Source organism: Nonomuraea composti (assembly GCF_012034275.1).
GTDB lineage: Bacteria > Actinomycetota > Actinomycetes > Streptosporangiales > Streptosporangiaceae > Nonomuraea > Nonomuraea composti.
This window is the reverse complement of the sequence record NZ_JAATEP010000001.1, coordinates 161,095-179,823: the sequence shown is the minus strand read 5'-3', so window position 1 is coordinate 179,823 and position 18,729 is coordinate 161,095. Positions and strand designations below refer to the sequence as shown.

The 18,729-nt window shown below is 73.6% G+C and carries 13 protein-coding genes and 1 pseudogene; 6 read left to right on the top strand and 8 right to left on the bottom strand.

Features of this window, described 5'->3' with window-relative positions; translation table 11 throughout:
- Positions 1-223 precede the first annotated feature (223 nt).
- The 4 genes from HCN51_RS00840 to HCN51_RS62890 all read left to right on the top strand — a co-directional run bounded on the left by HCN51_RS00840 (position 224) and on the right by HCN51_RS62890 (position 2,853).
- Positions 224-397 carry a hypothetical protein gene (locus HCN51_RS00840; RefSeq protein ID WP_168005653.1) on the top strand — a complete coding sequence of 58 codons (174 nt, stop codon included), beginning with the start codon at positions 224-226 and terminating at the stop codon, positions 395-397.
- A 49-nt stretch (positions 398-446) separates the two neighbouring features.
- Positions 447-2,201: an AMP-dependent synthetase/ligase gene (locus tag HCN51_RS00835; RefSeq protein WP_168005651.1), complete on the top strand. Its 1,755-nt coding sequence runs from the start codon at positions 447-449 to the stop codon at positions 2,199-2,201.
- Complete coding sequence (locus HCN51_RS00830) at positions 2,198-2,596, top strand: acyl-CoA thioesterase (RefSeq protein ID WP_168005649.1); 399 nt, start codon at positions 2,198-2,200, stop codon at positions 2,594-2,596. Before HCN51_RS00835 ends, HCN51_RS00830 begins: the two co-directional genes overlap by 4 nt.
- Positions 2,597-2,691: 95 nt before the next feature.
- Positions 2,692-2,853: a hypothetical protein gene (locus HCN51_RS62890; RefSeq protein WP_428981526.1), complete on the top strand. Its 162-nt coding sequence runs from the start codon at positions 2,692-2,694 to the stop codon at positions 2,851-2,853.
- A gap of 114 nt (positions 2,854-2,967) precedes the next feature.
- Here HCN51_RS62890 and HCN51_RS62885 read toward each other — a convergent pair.
- The 3 genes and pseudogenes from HCN51_RS62885 to meaB form a co-directional block, all read right to left on the bottom strand.
- A pseudogene (locus HCN51_RS62885) lies at positions 2,968-3,156 on the bottom strand (hypothetical protein); the annotation flags it as partial.
- Positions 3,157-3,160: 4 nt separating this feature from the next.
- Complete coding sequence (locus HCN51_RS00820; RefSeq protein WP_240972293.1) at positions 3,161-5,362, bottom strand: CehA/McbA family metallohydrolase; 2,202 nt, start codon at positions 5,360-5,362, stop codon at positions 3,161-3,163.
- A gap of 154 nt (positions 5,363-5,516) precedes the next feature.
- A complete protein-coding gene (meaB, locus tag HCN51_RS00815) occupies positions 5,517-6,476 on the bottom strand; it encodes a methylmalonyl Co-A mutase-associated GTPase MeaB (RefSeq protein WP_168005645.1) in 960 nt (319 codons plus the stop codon).
- Between the two features lie 111 nt (positions 6,477-6,587).
- Between meaB and HCN51_RS61005 the strand changes: the two genes are divergently transcribed.
- Positions 6,588-8,786: a protein kinase domain-containing protein gene (locus HCN51_RS61005; RefSeq protein WP_168005643.1), complete on the top strand. Its 2,199-nt coding sequence runs from the start codon at positions 6,588-6,590 to the stop codon at positions 8,784-8,786.
- Between the two features lie 47 nt (positions 8,787-8,833).
- Here HCN51_RS61005 and scpA read toward each other — a convergent pair whose 3' ends face one another.
- From scpA to HCN51_RS00780, 5 genes are all read right to left on the bottom strand, one after another.
- Entirely contained in the window at positions 8,834-10,981 is a 2,148-nt protein-coding gene (gene scpA / locus HCN51_RS00805; RefSeq protein WP_168005633.1) for a methylmalonyl-CoA mutase, read from the bottom strand.
- Positions 10,978-12,759, bottom strand: a complete 1,782-nt coding sequence (locus HCN51_RS00800) for a methylmalonyl-CoA mutase subunit beta (RefSeq protein ID WP_168005631.1) — start codon at positions 12,757-12,759, stop codon at positions 10,978-10,980. The genes scpA and HCN51_RS00800 overlap by 4 nt, the downstream gene beginning before the upstream one ends.
- Positions 12,760-12,827: 68 nt before the next feature.
- Positions 12,828-14,453: a peptidoglycan-binding protein gene (locus tag HCN51_RS62040; RefSeq protein WP_346433480.1), complete on the bottom strand. Its 1,626-nt coding sequence runs from the start codon at positions 14,451-14,453 to the stop codon at positions 12,828-12,830.
- Positions 14,454-14,536: 83 nt separating this feature from the next.
- Complete coding sequence (mtnA, locus tag HCN51_RS00785; RefSeq protein ID WP_168005629.1) at positions 14,537-15,475, bottom strand: S-methyl-5-thioribose-1-phosphate isomerase; 939 nt, start codon at positions 15,473-15,475, stop codon at positions 14,537-14,539.
- 32 nt (positions 15,476-15,507) lie between these two features.
- Entirely contained in the window at positions 15,508-17,373 is a 1,866-nt protein-coding gene (locus tag HCN51_RS00780) for a CASTOR/POLLUX-related putative ion channel (protein WP_168005627.1), read from the bottom strand.
- Between the two features lie 241 nt (positions 17,374-17,614).
- Here HCN51_RS00780 and HCN51_RS00775 point away from each other — a divergent pair, with 241 nt between their 5' ends.
- Entirely contained in the window at positions 17,615-18,724 is a 1,110-nt protein-coding gene (locus HCN51_RS00775; protein WP_080040849.1) for a DUF5925 domain-containing protein, read from the top strand.
- Positions 18,725-18,729: the final 5 nt, after the last annotated feature.

The window sequence follows — 18,729 nt, the reverse complement described above, 5'->3', positions numbered from 1 at the left end:
CGAAGGGGCGAGGATGCCTTCGAGGTCCAGGTGATGCGCGCATGCCCATGACAGGGCCGAACGGCGCGGTGCCCGCGACCTCAGATCCTCACGTCAGCTGCCCCCGGGGGTCGGCGATAAGACGTCCGGCAGCTTACGCGACAGATCGATCACCTGGCAAGCCCCGCAGCCCGATCCCCCGTAAGCATTGAAATGCACAAGGCCCTTACCGCACGTTGGAATCATGCACACCAGAGAGCTGCACGACCCCCTGGCCATGACCGTCGTCTCCGCCCACCGCACCTCGGAGGGGGTGGTGTCGTACCTGAGGTGCGCGTGCGGTGTCTGGGAGGTGCGCACCGCGCGGCTGGTCGGTGTCGCCACGCCGAGATCACGATCCGTCAGGAGCATCGACTGAGACGGTGCCGCCGTCCTAGAGTCGGGCCAACACCCCCAGGAGGTCAGGCATGTCCAGCATTCCCTCCCTGTTGCGCGACCGGATCGCGGCCACGCCCGATGCCGAGGCCTATCGTGTCCCCTCGGCCGACGGGTGGACCTCGCTGACCTGGCGGGAGGTGGGCGAGCGGGTACGCGACCTGGCCTTGGCGCTGGCGGAGCTGGGCTCGGGGCCGGGCACCCGCGTGTCGATCCTGTGCTCCACCCGCCTGGAATGGATCCTCTGCGACCTCGCGGTGCTGGCGACCGGGGCGGCCACGACCACGATCTACCCGTCGAACACGGCCGCCGAGTCCGCCTTCGTCATCACCGACTCGGGCAGCACGATCGTCATCGCCGAGAACGACGAGCAGGTGGCCAAGCTCAGGTCCGTCCAGAAGGAGCTGCCCGGCGTCACGCACGTGATCGTGATCGACGGTACGGGCGGCGACGACGGCTGGGTGATCACCCTCGACTCCCTGAGCGGCGGCGCCGGCGACTACGACGCGATGGTGGACGCCATCGCCCAGGACGACCTGGCCACCCTCATCTACACCTCCGGCACCACCGGCCGCCCCAAGGGCGTCGAGCTGACCCACGACAACTGGCTCTACGCGGCCGGCGCGGTGCGCGAGATCGACCTGATCTCCCCCTCCGACCTGCACTTCCTGTGGCTGCCGCTGTCGCACTCGTTCGGCAAGCTGCTGGAGGTCGTGATGATCGACATCGGCGTGCCGACCGCGATCGACGGCCGCATCGACAAGATCGCCGACAACCTCGGCGTGGTCCGGCCGACCGTCATGGCCGCCGCGCCGCGCGTCTTCGAGAAGATCCACAACACGGTCGTGGCGAACATGCGGCGCGAGGGCGGCCTCAAGCTGCGCATCTTCTCGTGGGCGCGCGAGACCGGCCGGCGGGTCGTCCGCGCCAGGCAGCGCGGCACGGCGATCCCGGTCACCACCCGCGCCGAGTACGCCCTGGCCGACCGCCTGGTGTTCGCCAAGCTGCGCGAGCGGTTCGGCGGCCGGATCCGCTTCTTCATCTCCGGCGCGGCCCCGCTCAACCAGGAGGTCGCCGAGTTCTTCGACGCGGCCGGGCTGACCATCCTCGAGGGGTACGGGCTGACGGAGTCGTCGGCGGGCAGCTTCCTCAACCGGCCGGAGTCGGTGCGGTTCGGCACGGTCGGCCCGCCGTTCCCCGGCACGCGGGTGCGCATCGCCGACGACGGCGAGATCCTGATCGGCGGGCGCGGCGTCATGCGCGGCTACCACGGCCTGCCCGAGGAGACGGCGGAGGCGCTGGAGGACGGCTGGCTGCACACGGGCGACATCGGCGAGCTGGACGAGGCCGGCCGGCTGCGCATCACCGACCGCAAGAAGGAGCTGATCAAGACCTCGGGCGGCAAGTACGTCGCGCCCACGTACCTGGAGGGCCGGATCAAGGCGGCCTGCCCGTTCGTGTCGCACGTGTTCGTGCACGGCGACCGGCGCAACTACGTCACGGCGCTGGTCACGCTCGACATGGACGTGGTCACCCCCTGGGCGCAGGCCGAGTCGCTGCCCGCCGACCCGGCCGAGCTGCGCGAGCATCCGCGCATGCGCGCCGAGGTCGAGAGGGCGATCAAGAAGGTCAACGCCGGGGAGGCCAGCTACGCGACGGTCAAGAAGTTCGCGATCCTGGCGGAGGACTTCTCGGTGGAGACGGGCGAGCTGACCGCCAGCCTCAAGATCAAACGCAAGGCCGTCGAGGAGCGGCACGGCAAGGTGCTCGACTCCTTCTACGCATGACCGCCGTGGACGACCTGGCGGTGATCTCCCGCCTGCCGGTACGGCCGCGGCACTGCGACCCGCAGGCCATGGTGCACGCCAGCCGCTACTACGAGTACTTCGAGGACGCCTTCCTCGACTGGCTCGCCGCCAGGGGCGGCTACGAGCGGCTGCTGCGGGAGGGCGCCGACCTGGTCGTCAAGGTGAGCGGCTGCGAGCACCACGCGCCGGCGCGGCTGGGCGACGTGCTGGCGGTGGAGAGCGCGCCGGCCAGGATCGGCTCGACGTCGCTCACGATGACGTTCACGATGCGGCGCGGGCAGGAGCTGGTGGCGGTCGGCACGGTCACGTACGTGTGCGTGCGCGACGGCCGCCCGTCCCCGCTGCCCGCGATGCTCGTGACGCCGCCGGGCTAGAGCACCCGCCTGGCCCCGGGCAGCGAGCGCACCAGGTAGGCCAGCCACCAGCACAGCGGCAGCGCGCAGGGACCAGCGGGCCGAGGAAGCCGGGGATGTGCACGCCCAGCGACGGCTCCCCCGGCCCCGCCGACAGCCCCGCCGGCAGCCCCGACGCCCGCACCGCCGCCGCGATCCCGGGGCTGAGCCGGTCGCGGTTGAACTGCAGCCGCCCCAGCGCGTACAGGGTGCCCCTGGCGTGCAGCATGAACCAGTAGGGCGCGTGCACGCCGCCACTGCCGTGCCGCTTGCGGTGCACCGCGACCAGCCGCCCCAGGTCGGCGAAGGTGGCCTGCGACACCTCCGCCGGGATGCCCAGGCTCCCGGTGGTAGGCCAGCGTGTACGGCGGCGCGCCCAGGAAGGCGTACACGTAGAAGTAGGGACCCAGCTCCGGCAGCGGCCGGAAGAACGGCGGGCCGTCGTCCGGCCGTCCCATCGTCGCCACCAGCGAGCGCGCGCACCGCTCGGCCAGCCACCACCGCCCGCTGCCCGGCTCGGGCAGCAGGGCCTTGACGTCCACCGGATCAGCCCAGCCGCCCCTGGTAGACCGCCCTGGCCTGCTGGAGCAGCGACATGTGGTCGCCGAACTGGTAGGGGCTGGCCAGGCGGCCGTGCTGCCTGATCAGCTCCTCCAGCCCGTCCAGCCACTCCAGGCACCAGCGCACGTCCTCCTGCCGGGCCACCTGCCGGCCGTCCACGTCCACGTACACGGGGCTGGTCAGGGCGTAGCCGGTGGCGGTCAGCGTGCGCGGGTGCGGGTCGCACAGCACCTCGGCCACGATGTACGTGGGCGCGTCCACCTGCAGCTCGGCCGTCACGGTCAGCCGGTCCCGGCCCCAGCCGCGCCCGCCGGGCGACAGCCGCTCGGCGCCCGCCCGCACGCCGTCTGCGGTGCGGATGCGCACCGCGGCCACCTCGGGGCCGAGGGCGGTGGCCGTGACGCTGACGCGCTCGCCCGGCTCGGCGTGCAGCACGTGGCCGGGGCCGTGGCCGTCGACCGTCAGCTCCAGCCAGGGGCCGGTGGTGGCGAACGTACGGCCCGCGCGTACCGCCGCCGCGAACGACCGGGCGGTCAGCTCGCCCTCGACGCGGGCGTAGACGCGGGCCCAGCCGGGCGGGTTCGACTGGGTGTCGGAGCGGGTGAAGGAGATCATCGCGTCCGTGCCGGCCGTCACGGCCAGCCGGTTGCCCGCGCCGAGCAGCCGCCGGTACACCGACGCCGTGGACGGGATCGAGGCGTGCGTGAGCACGTCGAGGCTGTCCACGAGCCCGAGCGCGGCGTCGGCGACCAGCTCGCGGGCGGCGCAGTTGCGCGGCACGGGCGAGACGATGCCCTTGGGCGGGTCGGCGTCGGTGATCGGGGCGCGGAAGGGGTGGCTGTAGCCGACGAGCGCGCCGAGGCCGCGCAGCTCGCGCAGCCCGTCGGCGTTGGGCGGCCAGTCGGCGTCGCCGTCGAAGCCCGTGTGGTAGCGGCCGGGGGCCGAGCGGGGCGCGAAGGCGTAGATGTGGCCGAGCAGGTCGTTGCGGTACTCGACGCCCATCCTGGCCAGGTGGGTGCCGTCGGACCACGGCAGGTCGCGGTCGACCCAGTGCTCCAGCGCCTCCCGGTCGTACACGCGGCGGCCCGAGACGTTGCCGGCCAGCAGGTTGAGCACGTGCAGGTCCTCGCCGTGCTGGGCGGCGGCCGCGTCGGCGGGCACGGCCACCAGGTCGCCCGCCCAGTTGAGGTGCACGTGCAGGTCGCCGCCGTACCAGCCGCGGGCGGCGGCGTCGTACAGGCGGGCGGGGGTCAGCTCGACCCGCTCCTCGCCGGCGGGGCGCGGGACGAGCCTGGTCGTGGCCTCGCCGTGCTCCATGCCGCGCGCGGCGGTGACCGTCAGCTCCAGGCAGGGCACCTCCAGGCGCAGGTCGTCGCCGTGGAAGTACGGGCGGCCGTGGTAGTCGTAGCGGTGCGGGACGTCGGGCGGGAACCAGCCGCTGCCGTCGCTGGCCACCACGCTCCACCGGCAGGGCACCCCGGCCACCAGGCGCAGCGTGGCCGACGGGATGGGCCGCAGCAGCGTGTCCAGGCGGACACGGACGCCGTCGACGATGACCAGGCCGTCCTCGTCCACCTCGGCCAGCCAGGCGCCGTGCGGGGGGAGCAGGCGCTGCGCGTCGTCCACGCTGACCAGGCAGGGCGCGTCCCGGCTGGAGTCGATGAGCAGCGAGATCCGCTCCTCGCCGCGCCCGGGCAGCGGCGCGGCGGGCGCGAGCCCGTCCCCCGGGCGCGCGGGCCGCCGCTCCCCGCCCGGCAGCATGACGAGCGGCAGGCCCCCGCCGGGGCGCCGCGCGGCCGGCGACGGCTCCGAGGGGAGGAGCACGGTGCGGGGCGCCCCTTCGAGGCGGACGTCGTCCTGCTCGACGCGCACGGCGACGAGGTGCCCCGGCAGCTCGCCGTCGAGCGTGTCGCGCAGCACGCGGTCGTAGTCGGGCTCGGACAGCCGGGCGGCGACCCGGTCGTGCGGCTCGTCGGGGTGGCTCTCCGCCACCGCCTTCAGGACGAGCTCCCAGAACCGGTCGAACAGCCGGGTCGGCAGCACCCGGCGGCGGGCGAAGAACTTCACGTAATGGATCTCCGGCTCGCCCCAGGTGATGCCGTGCTCGTCCAGGAGGCGACCGTACTCCTCCAGCGCCTCCGTCACCCTGTCGGGCAGCGTCGATCCCGCGGTCGATTCCGCACCCATGTAGCCCTCCCCACTCGGTTGCGCGACATCGTGACACGCATCACGGGTGCGCCCCGTCCGGAGGTCATCGGGAAGGGAGGGTTTTCACACCCAGGGAGGATGTATCTCCACCCGGGGAGTAGCGTTTCGGCGCCCGCCCCGGCCCGAAAGCGGGTCAAAGCCTCTTGAACACGGACAGAATTTTTTCCGCCGCGAGGGCCGGCGTCAGCTCCCCCGCGAGCACCTCGCGCTCCACCTCGCCGGCGATCTCCGCCACCCCCGGATCGCCGCGCAGCTCGGCCAGGAGCCGGTCCTGGACGAGCGTCCACGTCCAGCGGACCTGCTGGCGGCGGCGCCTGGCCTCCAGGTCGATCGCGTCCTGGTGGGCCAGGACCCGCCGCCACAGCTCCTCCAGCCCGTCGCCGGTCAGGCCGCTGCAGGTCAGCACCGGAGGCGGGGTCGTGTCGGAGCGCAGCAGCCGCAGCGCCCCCGCCAGCTCGCGCGCCGCCTTCCTGGCGGGCGGCTCGTGCTCGCCGTCGGCCTTGTTGACGGCGATGACGTCGGCGAGCTCCAGCACGCCCTTCTTGATGCCCTGGAGCTGATCGCCGGTACGGGCCAGCGTGAGCAGCAGGAACGTGTCCACCATGTCGGCCACCGCCGTCTCCGACTGCCCGACGCCGACGGTCTCCACCAGCACGACGTCGAACCCGGCCGCCTCCACCACCACCATCGCCTCCCTGGTGGCCTTGGTGACGCCGCCGAGCGTGCCCGAGGTCGGCGAGGGCCTGATGAACGCCGCCGGGTCCGCCGCCAGCCGGGCCATGCGGGTCTTGTCGCCGAGGATGCTCCCGCCCGTCCTCGTCGAGGACGGGTCCACCGCGAGCACCGCCACCCGGTGCCCCGCCGCCGTCAGCCGGGTGCCGAGCGCGTCGATGAACGTGGACTTCCCCACACCCGGCACGCCCGACACGCCGACCCGGCGCGCCCGTCCGGACAGCGGGGTGAGCTCGACGAGGAGCCGCTGCGCGAGCGCGTGGTGGTCGGGCCTGGTCGACTCGACCAGCGTGATCGCACGGGCGATCCAGGTACGGGAGCCCGCCCGTACACCCTGGGCGTAGTCCTCCAGCGAGTGCACCCCACTTACCCCTTTCTTCGCAGTTGATCAGCCTAACTTCTGACAAGTCTTGACTTTTGCCAGTAGGGTGCTCGATGTTCTGTCTCAGCCGTCACAGGAGTCACTCCCCTCATGCCCAACGTCGAACCCCTCCGCGAGGGCGACCCGGCAGCGGTGGGGCCCTACCGGCTGGTCGGGCGGCTCGGCGCGGGCGGCCACGGTGTCGTCTACCTCGGCCAGGCACGCAACGGAACCCCCGTCGCCGTCAAGGTGCTGCACGAGGGGCTGGCCGTGGACGATCACCTCGCCGCCGACATCGCCGCCGCGCGCAAGGTCGAGCCGTTCTGCCTCGCGCAGGTGCTCGACGCCTCGACCAGCGGCAGGCCGTACATCGTGTCCGAGTACGTGGACGGGCCCTCGCTGCAGCAGGCGGGCCGGCGCGGCGGGGCGGAGCTGCAGCGGCTCGCCGTGGCGACCGCGACCGCGCTCGACGCCATCCACCAGGCCGGCGTCGTCCACGGCGACCTCACGCCCGCCAACGTCCTGCTCGGCCCCGACGGGGCCCGCGTGGTCGACTTCGGCATCGCCGCGGCGCTCGGCTCCGGCATGAAGGCCACCAGCAACATCGTCGGCACGCCCGCCTACATGGCGCCCGAGCAGCTCGCCGGGCGGCCCGTCGGGGCCGCGGCCGACGTGTTCTCGTGGGCGTCCGTGCTCGTCTTCGCCGCCACCGGCGTGCCGCCGTTCGGGGACGACTCGCTGCCCGCCGTCATCAACCGCATCCTGCGCGAGGAGCCGGTGCTCGGGGACCTGGGCCGGCCGCTGCGCGAAGTCGTGACGGCCTGCCTGACCAAGGACCCGGCGGGGCGGCCGTCGATGCGCGACGTCCTCCTCCGCCTGACCGCCCCCTCCCGCCGGCCTTCCGCCCCGTACGCCGCCCCGGCCCCCGAGCCGGCCCCGGCCCGGCCCTCGGACGCGCGCGACGCCTGGGACACCGTCGACCACCCCGTGGCGCCCCGGCCCGGCGCCTCCGACCCTCTGCCCCGGCGCGGCGCGGCCCAGCCGCACAGCGGCGCCCATGCGAAGGGCGCCGCCCAGCCGCACGGAGCCGCCCAGCCGCACAGTGCGGCCCCTTCGCAGGGCGGGCACCAGGCATATGCCACAGGCCAGCCGCCCAGCGGGCCGCAGACGCACAATGGGCCGCAGACGCACGGCGGGGCCCACTCGCAGGGCGGGCCGCAGGCGCACGGCGGGATCCACTCGCAGGGCGGGCCGCCGGCGCACGGTGCCGCCCAGGCGCACGGGCTGGGTCATGAGCACGGGCTGGGTCATGAGCACGGCCGCTCGCGGGTCGAGGCGGCGGGCGCGCACGAGGGGCCCGGCCCGGCGACCTCGCCGCTGCAGGCGCTGTTCGACCTGTCGTCGCCGGTCGAGCAGCCGCCCGGCGCCCCCGGCCGGCCGGGCTCGCCGCAGGCGCCGGAGCCGTTCGGTGGCGCGGCCCCGTCCCAGGCGGCCCCGTCCCAGGCGGCCCCGTCCCAGGCGGCCCCGTCCCAGGGGGCCCCGTCCCAGGCAACCACGGCGGCGTTCGGGGCCGGGGGCGCGTTCGAGGGGCGGATGCCGCTGGGCGCTCCGGTGGCGATGGACGAGCCGGCGACGGCCCAGTACCCGCCCGCCGGCCACGGGAGCGAGCCGCCCCCGCCGCCGCCACGGGACGAGCCGGCGCCGCCCGCGCGGCGCAGGGGCCGTACGGTCAAGAAGGTCCTCATCGCGGGCGTCTCCGGCGTGTGCGTGTGCGCGCTGGCCGGCGCGATCGTCTGGCTCACCCCCACCACCCCCACTCCGAAGACCCACAACGTCGCCGTGACCACCGGCGTGCCGACGACCTCCGCCGCCACCGCGGAGCCGACTCCGAGGCGTACCCGCACGGCCAGGCCTAGCCCCCAGTCGGAGGGCACGCCCAGCACGGTCCCGAGTGACGGCGTGGGCGTCTCCGGCACCCCCACCGCCACCCCGGACCGGCTCCGGGTGATGTACGTGCGCCCCGGCGGCACCCAGGACGGCGAGTGCTGGGCGGGCGGCGAGGTGACGCTGCAGGCGCTGGTCCGCCGCACGGGCGCCCCGGTGACGTTCACCTACACCTGGCTCATCGACGGCGCCCCGGCCGGCCGCGCGACGGCGACCATCGCCGAGAACGGCCGGCGGTACCTGACCTCGCCGCGCCCGCTCACGAGCTCGGGCGGCACCCACACGGTCACCTTGCGCATCCTGTCGCCGGTCACCGCCAAGCGCACGATCTCGGTCACGATGTGCGACGAGGCGGCGGCCTACTGACGGCCCGTTGACGGCCTGCCGACGGGCCTGGGGCCGCCCCGGCGGCGTCAGTGGCGGCTCCGGAGCTGTTCGAGCAGGTCGAGGGCGGCGTCGGCGATCACGGTGCCCGGCGGGAAGATCGCGGCGGCGCCCGCGGCCCGCAGCTCGTCGTGGTCGCCGGGCGGGATGACGCCGCCCACCACGATCATGATGTCGGCGGCGTCGAGCTCGGCCAGGGCGGCGCGCAGCGCGGGCACGAGCGTGAGGTGCCCGGCGGCCAGCGACGAGACGCCGACGATGTGCACGTCGGCCTCGACCGCCTGCCTGGCGACCTCTTCGGGCGTCTGGAACAGCGGGCCGACGTCCACGTCGAACCCGAGGTCGGCGAACGCGGTGGCGATCACCTTCTGGCCGCGGTCGTGCCCGTCCTGGCCCATCTTGGCCACGAGGATGCGCGGCCGGCGGCCCTCGGCGCGCTCGAAGTCGGCACAGGCCGCGCGGGCGCGTTCGATGTTGCCGGCCGATCCGGACTCGTCGCGGTACACGCCAGTGATCGTACGCACCTGCTCGGCGTGCCGCCCGAACACCCGCTCCAGGGCGTCGGAGATCTCGCCGACGGTGGCCTTGGCGCGGGCGGCGTCCACGGCCAGCTTGAGCAGGTTGTGCTCCAGGCCGGGGGCGGGGTGGCCGGCGGCCTTGGTGAGCGCGTCGAGGGCGTGCCGCACGGCCTCGGGGTCGCGTTCGGCACGCAGGCGGGCGAGCTTGTCGAGCTGCTCGGCGCGGACGGCGCTGTTGTCGACCTTGAGCACCTCGATGTCCTCGTCGGAGGTCGCGCGGTACTTGTTCACGCCGATGACGGGCTGCCGGCCGGAGTCGATGCGGGCCTGCGTGCGCGCGGCGGCCTCCTCGATGCGCAGCTTCGGCAGCCCCGCCTCGATGGCCCTGGCCATGCCACCGGCGGCCTCGACCTCCTCGATGTGCGCCCACGCGCGCTCGGCGAGGTCGTGGGTGAGCCGCTCGACGTAGTAGGAGCCGCCCCACGGGTCGATCACCTGGGTGGTGCCCGACTCCTGCTGGAGGAGGAGCTGGGTGTTGCGGGCGATGCGGGCGGAGAAGTCGGTGGGCAGGGCGAGCGCCTCGTCGAGGGCGTTGGTGTGCAGGGACTGGGTGTGGCCCTGGGTGGCGGCCATGGCCTCGACGCAGGTGCGGGCCACGTTGTTGAAGACGTCCTGGGCGGTGAGCGACCAGCCGGAGGTCTGGCTGTGCGTCCGCAGGCTGAGCGACTTGGGGTTCTCGGCGCCGAAGCCGGAGACGAGCCTGGCCCACAGCAGCCGGGCGGCGCGGAGCTTGGCGACCTCCATGAAGAAGTTCATGCCGATGCACCAGAAGAACGACAGGCGCGGCGCGAACCGGTCGACGTCCATGCCCGCCGCGACCCCGGCCCGCAGGTACTCGACGCCGTCGGCCAGGGTGTAGGCCAGCTCCAGGTCGCAGGTCGCCCCGGCCTCCTGGATGTGGTAGCCGGAGATGCTGATGGAGTTGAACTTCGGCATCTTCTCGCTGGTGTAGGCGAAGATGTCGGAGATGATCCGCATCGACGGGCCCGGCGGGTAGATGTAGGTGTTGCGGACCATGAACTCCTTGAGGATGTCGTTCTGGATGGTCCCCGACAGCTGCTCCGGCGCGACGCCCTGCTCCTCGGCCGCCACGATGTAGAGGGCGAGGATCGGCAGCACGGCCCCGTTCATGGTCATCGACACCGACATGCGGTCGAGCGGGATGCCGTCGAAGAGCTGGCGCATGTCGTAGATGGAGTCGATCGCCACCCCCGCCATGCCGACGTCGCCGGCCACGCGCGGGTGGTCGGAGTCGTAGCCGCGGTGGGTGGCCAGGTCGAACGCCACCGACAGGCCCTTCTGCCCGGCCGCGAGGTTGCGCCGGTAGAAGGCGTTGGAATCGGCGGCCGTGGAGAAGCCCGCGTACTGGCGGACCGTCCACGGCTGGGTGACGTACATGGTGGGGTACGGGCCGCGCAGGTAGGGGGCGGCGCCGGGGTAGGTGCGCAGGAAGTCGAGGCCCTCCAGGTCGGCGGCCGTGTAGAGGGGCTTGACGGCGATGCCCTCGGGCGTCTCCCACGGCTCGCCCGCCGGCTGCGGCGCCTGGGCCGGCCGCTCCTTGAGGGGGTCGAGCGGGATGCCGGAGAAGTCCGGGATCATCGGGTCACCTCCAGGTCGTCGAACGTCTCGCGGAGCACGGCCAGGGCGTCGCAACCGGCGTGGAGCAGGGCGTCCACGCCTTCGTAGTGTCCCTTCCCCGCCAGCCACACCTTGCGCGCGCCCGCCCGGCGCAGCGCCCTGGCGACGGCGGTGGCGTGCTGGGCGTACAGCTTGTCGCTGGAGCACAGGCACGCGACGGTGGCGCCGCTGACGGCGAACGCGGTGGCGATCTGCTCGGGGTCGGTGCCGGGGCCGGCCGTCTCGGTGGCCAGGCCGCCGGCGTGGAACAGGTTCGCGGCGAACGCGGCCCTGGCGGTGTGGGCGGCGAGGGGGCCGATCGTGGCCAGGAACACCTTGGGGCGCTCGGGCCGCGCGTCGGCCAGGTCCCGCAGCCGCTCGAACGGCTCGGCGTACCGGACCCGCGGCAACCCGCCGCTCTCCTGCTGCACCGGTGCCGGGCGGCGGCGGACGGGCTTCTCGTCGAGGTCGGGGAACTCGCTCACGCCGGTGATCGGGAGGCGGCGGTGGGCGATGTCGTCGTCGCGGCGTTCCCGGGTGGCGGCGATCCGCCCGGACAACAGCTCGGCCGCCGCCACGATGCCGCCGGCGGCCTCGATCTCCTGGAAGAACGCCCAGGCGGCCGCGGCGAGGTCGGCGGTGCGGCGCTCGACGTACCAGGAGCCGCCGGCCGGGTCGATCACGCGGCCGAGCCCCGACTCCTCCAGCAGCAGCGACTGCGTGTTGCGGGCGATGCGGCGGGAGAAGGCGTCGGGCAGGCCGAGGCACGCGTCGAACGGCTGCACGGTGACCGCCTGCGCCCCGCCCACCCCGGCGGCGAAGCAGGCGATGGTGGTGCGCAGCATGTTCACCCACGGGTCGCGGGCGGTCATCATGGCGGAGCCGGTGACGGCGTGCTGCCGCTGCCCGCCCGCGCCGGGGGCGCCGCAGACCTCGGCGACCCTGGCCCACAGGCGGCGGGCCGCGCGCAGCTTGGCGATGGTGGCGAACTGGTCGGCGGTGGCGGCGTACCGGAACTCGATCTGCCCGAGCGCCTGCTCCACGGACAGCCCGCCGCCGGTCAGCGCCCGCAGCTCGGCGACGCCCTGGGCGATCGAGCAGGCCAGCTCCTCGGCGTCGCTGGCGCCCGCGTCGTGGTACGGCGTCGCGTCCACGGTGACGGCCCGCAGGCCCGGGTATTCGGTGGCGCAGCGCAGCGCCAGCTCGGCCCCGCCGGTGCCGAGCACGGCGGAGGCACCCAGGTTCCCGCTCAGCGCCCCTTCGCCCGCGCCCGCTCCGCCCGGCTGGCCGGGCTCGGGGCGGCGGGCGGCGGCGAGGGCGAACAGGGCGTCGGCGGCCTCGGGCGTCCGCTCCCCCGCCTCCAGCACGATGGGCGCCAGGTCGAGGTAGACGTCCTTCAGCACCGCGCCCAGCTCGCCCACCGGGATCGCGCCGTCGCCGACCACCAGCCACAGCGAGGTGACGCCGTTCTCCAGGTCGGCCAGCACGGCCTCCGGGTCGGCCACGGCGTGCCGCTGCCGCACGTCCCACCCGCCGGCGGCACGGGCGCCCCGCACGTACGGGGCGGCGCCCGGCAGCCCGGGATCGCCGGGCAGGTCGTCGGCGTCGTAGAGCGGCGCGACGGTCACCCCGTCGTACGTCGCCCTGGACAGCGCCTCCTCCGGCGAGCCGGCCTCGATCCCCGACCTGCGCAGGACCTCCGCCGCCAGCGCGCGCCAGTCGTCTCGTGAGATGGACGCGAACCCCGCTGCCAGTTCCATGGTTCGGATAGTAGGCGGAAGGAGTACGCGTCAGTAACCCCGGGGGGCGGCGGGCGCGGGCGCAGGGCTCAGGCGGAGGGCGCCTCCCAGGTCAGCCGCCAGGTGAGCGGCCCCACGATCCCGTCGCCCGTGATGCCCTGCTGCCGCTGGAAGCTCAGGCACGCCTCACGCGAGCGCGCCCCGTACGCGCCGTCGGCGGCCAGGTCGAAGCCGCGCCGCCGCATCTGCTCCTGCCACGTGCGCACGTCCTCCCCCCGCATGACGGGCGGGTACTTCAGCAGCCGCCCGGGGAACGGCGGCGCGGCCGGCGGGGCGGGCGGGCCGGAGCCGCCTCCGGGCCGGGGCGCGCCGCGCTTGACCCAGGCGTAGAGCGGCTCGCCGGGGCAGTCGGTGGAGTAGCCGTCGCGGTGCCCCTTGATCTCCTTGCCGGCGCGGCCGTAGTCCCGGACGTACTGGACGGCGTCGAGGATGCCGTTCAGGATCCCGTCGGTCGGCTCGACGAGGCCGGCGTTGCCGACGAGGCCGAGCACGGCGTAGTGGCCGGCGTTGAGCCCCGGCCCGTTGGCGGCGGGCAGGTGGTGGAGCCCGCGCCCCTCGAACACCTTCTGGTGGGGGCAGGCGACGTAGGAGTTGCCGGTGAAGTAGACGGTCCCGGCGCGGCGGGCCATCCAGCTCTGGTTCGCCGTGCGGGGGCACCAGATCTCGCCGTGGTAGGGCTCCCTGGTGATCGTGAAGCGTCCCTTGCGCTGGGCCGCGTGCGGGGCGAGGGTGCGCCGCCGTCCGAGACGCACCCGCCAGCCGCCGCGCGACTGCTGCCGCAGGGTCACCGGCGCGCCGGTGAGCAGCACGGCGAGCAGGAACGCCTCGGCGGCGGCCCGCTCCCCGAACGCGGCCACGCGCTCGCCGCCGACCACGGTCTCGACGAACAGGGAGAGCTGCGCCCTGGTGAGCGACAGCAGGAACGCGTGGCCGGGCACCCGCCCCGGCGCCACCTCGTCCAGCTCCCGCCGGGCCGGCGCCGGCAGCTCCCGCCACGCGGACGTCCCGAAGACGGACCTGAGCGCCGCGCGGACCCCGGCGTCCCGCGTCGGCGAAAGCAGGCCGTCCCCCTGCCCGGTGGAGAACCAGGCGACGAGCTGGACGAACGCGTCGGACCACTTCGCCTCGGCGGGCAGGTCCGCGCAGGGGGCCGCGAGCACCATCCGGTCTCCGGGGCCCATCGTCTCCGTGGTCACCCACGGCCGCCCGGCGCCCCGCTCGACGGGCCAGCGGTGCGCCGGGGTGGTCAGCGAGGAGTGGCCGGCGCCCTCCATGCGGATCATCTCCCGCGGACGGGCGGGGAAGACGCACACCTCGATCACCGGCTGCCACTGCGACAGCCCCGTCTCATGATCGAGGGTGAGGACGAGCTCCCCGGCCCGCAGCCGCCGGTAGGAGGCCCAGCCCTGCCGCGTCAGGATCTCCGTCTCCTCGTCGGCGCAGTAGCCGATGTCGATCCAGCCGTTGCCGTCCATGTGGTAACCCTGGATGGAGCGGACGAGGGCGACGCACGCGTCATGGTCGGTCACGATGCCGGGCGAGACGAGGCCGCCGGTGTAGTGGACCTTGACGCCCTTGGTCGAGTCGAGCTGTGTGTAGTCGCCGCGCGGCGCCCGCGCCGACCAGTCGCGCCGCACTACCAGATCGATGGCCACGGTGCTCTCCGGGGGTCGAGAACATGATGACCGAGCGTAACCCGATCGATGCGGCCAGGTCTTGCCGATTGGCGGTTTCGCCGCTACGGCCTGATCACCCGCTGCTCGGTCACGATGGCGCTGATCAGGTCGTGCGGGGTCACGTCGAAGGCCGGGTTCAGGGCCCGCGTGCCCTCCGGCGCCACGCGCACGCCCCTGAAGGTGACGATCTCGTCGTCGCCGCGGTCCTCGATCGCGATGTGCTCGCCCGAGGGGGTGCCCTGGTCGATCGTGGACTCGGGCGCGACGACCACGAACGGCACACCGGCCCGCTCCGCGCCGAGCGCGAGCGCGTACGAGCCGATCTTGTTGGCGGTGTCGCCGTTGGCGGCGATGCGGTCGGCGCCGATGAGCACCGCGTCGACCCCGCCCTTGGCCAGCAGGTACGGCCCGGCGGAGTCGGCGACGAGCCGGTGCGGCGCGCCCATCCTGGCCAGCTCCCACGTGGTGAGCCGGGCGCCCTGGAGCAGGGGCCGGGTCTCCAGGGCGAGCACCTCGGCCAGGCGCCCGCGCTCGTGCAGGGTCTGGACGACGCCGAGCGCGGTGCCGCGTTCGACGGCGGCCAGGCCGCCGGTGTTGCACACGGTCATGATCCGCAGGCGGTCGCCTTCGAGCAGGTCCGCGCCGCGCTCGCCCATGGCGTGGCAGGCGGCGATGTCGTCGTCGCGGACCTTGAGCGCCGCTGCGAGCACCGCTTCGCGGCCCTGCGGCAGGCGGGCGGCGGCCTGGTCGACGCCCCACGCGAGGTTGACCGCGGTGGGGCGGGCGGCGCGCAGCTCGGCGATCTGGGCGGGGTCGCCGTCGGCCAGGACGACGCCGAGCGCCCCCGCCACCCCGAGCGCGGGCGCGCCGCGCACGGCCAGCCGCCGGATGGCGTCGACGAGCTCGGCGACGGTGCGGATGCGCAGCATGACGAGCTTGTCGGGGAGCAGCGTCTGGTCCACGAGCTCGACGGCCCCGTCGACCCAGTCAATGGTCCTCACGGGCAAACGCTAACCCACTCGCCGGGCACCGGTCAGCGTTCGGCCAGGACGATCACCGAGTCCCGGCGGCCGAGCACGATCTGCTCGGACTTGTCGGGGTTCAGGACGATGCCGTAGTGCGGCGGGTCGTTGCGGGCGGTGGCGTTGCGATAGCCGATCGCGGTCTCGCCCCTGCGCCGCGCCGACTCCACGACGGTCGCGAACGACACCCGCGTGCCGGTCTTGACGTAGTCGCCGGCGGGGCGCGGGTAGATCTCGGAGCCGCGCGAGTCGAAGAGGTAGGCGAAGACGTCGGCGAGGTGCCGGTTCTCGGCGAGCTGGGCCAGGAGCAGGCCGATGACGGTGTCGCTGATCACGATGTCGTCGGCCTCGGTGACCTCGGCCAGGGCGCGGTTGTTCTCGTCGTGCATCTCGCTGACGATCGAGTAGTGCTCGCGCAGCGTGCTCTGCATGTCGCGCAGCTGCAGCAGCGTCATCAGGGTGCGGGTGTCGGCGTGGTGCGGGTCGAAGCGGTCGTCGGACAGGACGATGACGTGCTGGAAGAGCCCGACGCCGAGCGACTCCAGGGCGAACCTGTCGGTGGTGTCGCAGTCCTTGACGTTCACCGTGAGGTTGCGCAGGCCCTCCAGGCCGGCACCTGCCTTGGGGTGGTCGGCGGCGACCTCCAGGACCGAGCCGGGCGCCACGTAGCCGTCGAGGTAGCGGATGATCTGCTCGGCGCGGCCGTTCCAGTTGAGCAGGAGCGTGCGTTCCGGCTCGGTGGGCGCGGCGCCGGCGGTGACGATGACGGACTCGTCGATGGCGGGCTTGCCGGCGGCCAGGCGGACGTGGGAGTCGTCGTGGGCGATGACCACGATCTCGTCGTCGGCGTTGATCACGGTGTCGGCGGGCGGGTTCAGCACGACGCCGGAGGGGCGGCGCAGGCCGATCACCGAGGCGGTCTGGTAGGCGTGCAGCGCCTCGCCGTAGGTGACGCCGACGAGCTTCTTCGGGGTGCGCAGGTAGATCTCGCCGCCGTCGAAGTTCAGCAGGTCCATGCAGACGACGGACATGCCGGACTGGCGGGAGGACTGCACGATGAGCCGGGAGGCGGTGTCGTCGGAGTCGACCAGGTGCACGTCCGGGCCGCCGGCCAGGCGGGCGGCGGCGATGTTGCGGCTGGAGGCGAGGCCGGCCACCACCGGCGGGTGCGCGCCGTGGCGCTTGGCCAGCGCGAGCAGGATCTTGATCACGTGCGCGTCGGGGTCGTCGCCCTCGGGGGAGAGCACGACGACGGAGCGGGCCGCCGCGAGGTTCATCAGCGCGAGGTCGCGGGGCTCGGTGGGGCGGCCGGTGCGGCACACGACGCGGGTCCTGCCGAGATCGCCGACGTGCTCGCGGATGGCCTCCTCCATCTCCAGCTTGTCACGTTCCGCCAGGACCGCGATCACCGAGCCCTTCTGGCTGGCGTGCGCCTTGATCAGCTCGGACACGATCGTGAACACCTGGTCCGACCAGCCGAGGATCACCGTGTGCCCCGACTCGACGATCCGCGAGCGGCCCCTGCGCAGCCGGTCCACCCGCTGCTTGAGCCCGTTGGACAGCAGGCCGACGAGCATGCTGACGATGAACAGGCCGCCGAGCGAGCAGATGAACATCACGGTCATGTACGCCAGCGAGCCCTTGTCGCTGGCGACCTTGCCCGGGGTCAGGGCGTGCATGAGGGCGATCCAGAGCACCTCGCCCATGTGCCCGACGCCTTCGGGCTCGCCGGGGGCCAGCCACATCGTGAGGACGGCGACGACCACGATCAGCCCGACCGACACCACGGCGAGCCAGCCGATCAGGGAGGCGGTGCCCCTGGACATGGTGTTGTCGAACCAGTACCGCGCCCGCTCGCGGAACGTGATCTTCGACACTTCCCCGATACCTCCGAGTAAGGAGTGATTTGACCCGAGGACACGGTACCGGGCGATCATGCCTTCCGCATGACAACGGGCGATCGGTGCGGGAAGCCGCAAATCCCAGCACATCCCTCGGGCCGCCCGCGCCGGGCTCCGGGCGGCTCTCCCCCTCAGCCGGTACGCTGAGGACGAAACGCAGCCGATCCCCAGCCAAAACCCTTCGACATCAGGCCCAGAGACGGAGATCATCAACAGTATGTCTGTGATCAGGGAGGTGCCGTTCCCCAGCCCCGACTCCTCTGAGCTCCCGATGAACATCTGGATCGACGACGCCGACTCGGCCATCGACGTCATCGACGCCCTGGCGCTGTCGCCGTTCGCGACGGGCGCGCAGCCCTGGTCGCGCCTGGCCAACCTCGAGCGCGTGCGCCCCGACGCCACCCTCACCCCCGCCGGCGGCCGCGTGCTGCGCACCGCCCGCGTCGAGGACGGCTCCGAGTCGCGGCTCATCAGCGGAGACGGCTGGACCCTGCGCGTCATCCGGCACCGCAACCGCACCGCGACCGTCAGCGTCACCGCCGTCAACGAAGACCTCGCCAAGACCGTCCTGGCCGAGAGCATCGAGGGCGCCGAAGAGCCGATGCCCGAGGCCGACCACGTCGAGATGGGCTTCTGGTGGCGCGGCATGCACGGCGGCACCCGATCGGAGAAGCCGATCACCGCGCAGCCCTGGCACGAGATCAGCTCCAACTACTCCGCCAAGGTGCGCCCCGCCCTCGACCGGCTCATGTCGCTCACCCCGGCCGACGTCAACGGCCGCCTCATCCTCCTGCACGGCGAGCCCGGCACCGGCAAGACCACGCTGCTGCGCTCCCTCGCCAAGCAGTGGCGCGACTGGTGCCAGGTCGACTGCGTGCTCGACCCCGAACGGCTGTTCAACGAGCCCGGCTACCTCATGGAGGTCGCGGTCGGCTACGACACCGACGAAGACGCGCAGCGCTGGCGCCTGCTCGTCCTCGAAGACTGCGACGAGCTCATCAGCTCCGGCGCCAAGGCCCAGGCCGGGCAGGGGCTCTCCCGCCTGCTCAACCTCACCGACGGGCTGCTCGGGCAGGGCCGCGACGTCCTCGTGGCCATCACCACCAACGAAGACCTCGCCCGCCTCCACCCCGCCGTCGTCCGTCCCGGCCGCTGCCTCGCCCAGGTCGAGGTGGGGCCGCTGAGCAAGGAGGAGGCGACCGCCTGGCTCGGCTCCTCGAAGGGCGTCGGGCCGTCCGGGGCGACGCTCGCGCAGCTCTACGCGCTGCGCGCCGGCCGCGACATCACCCCGACGCCCGGCGACGAGTCCACCGGCCTCTACCTCTGACACCT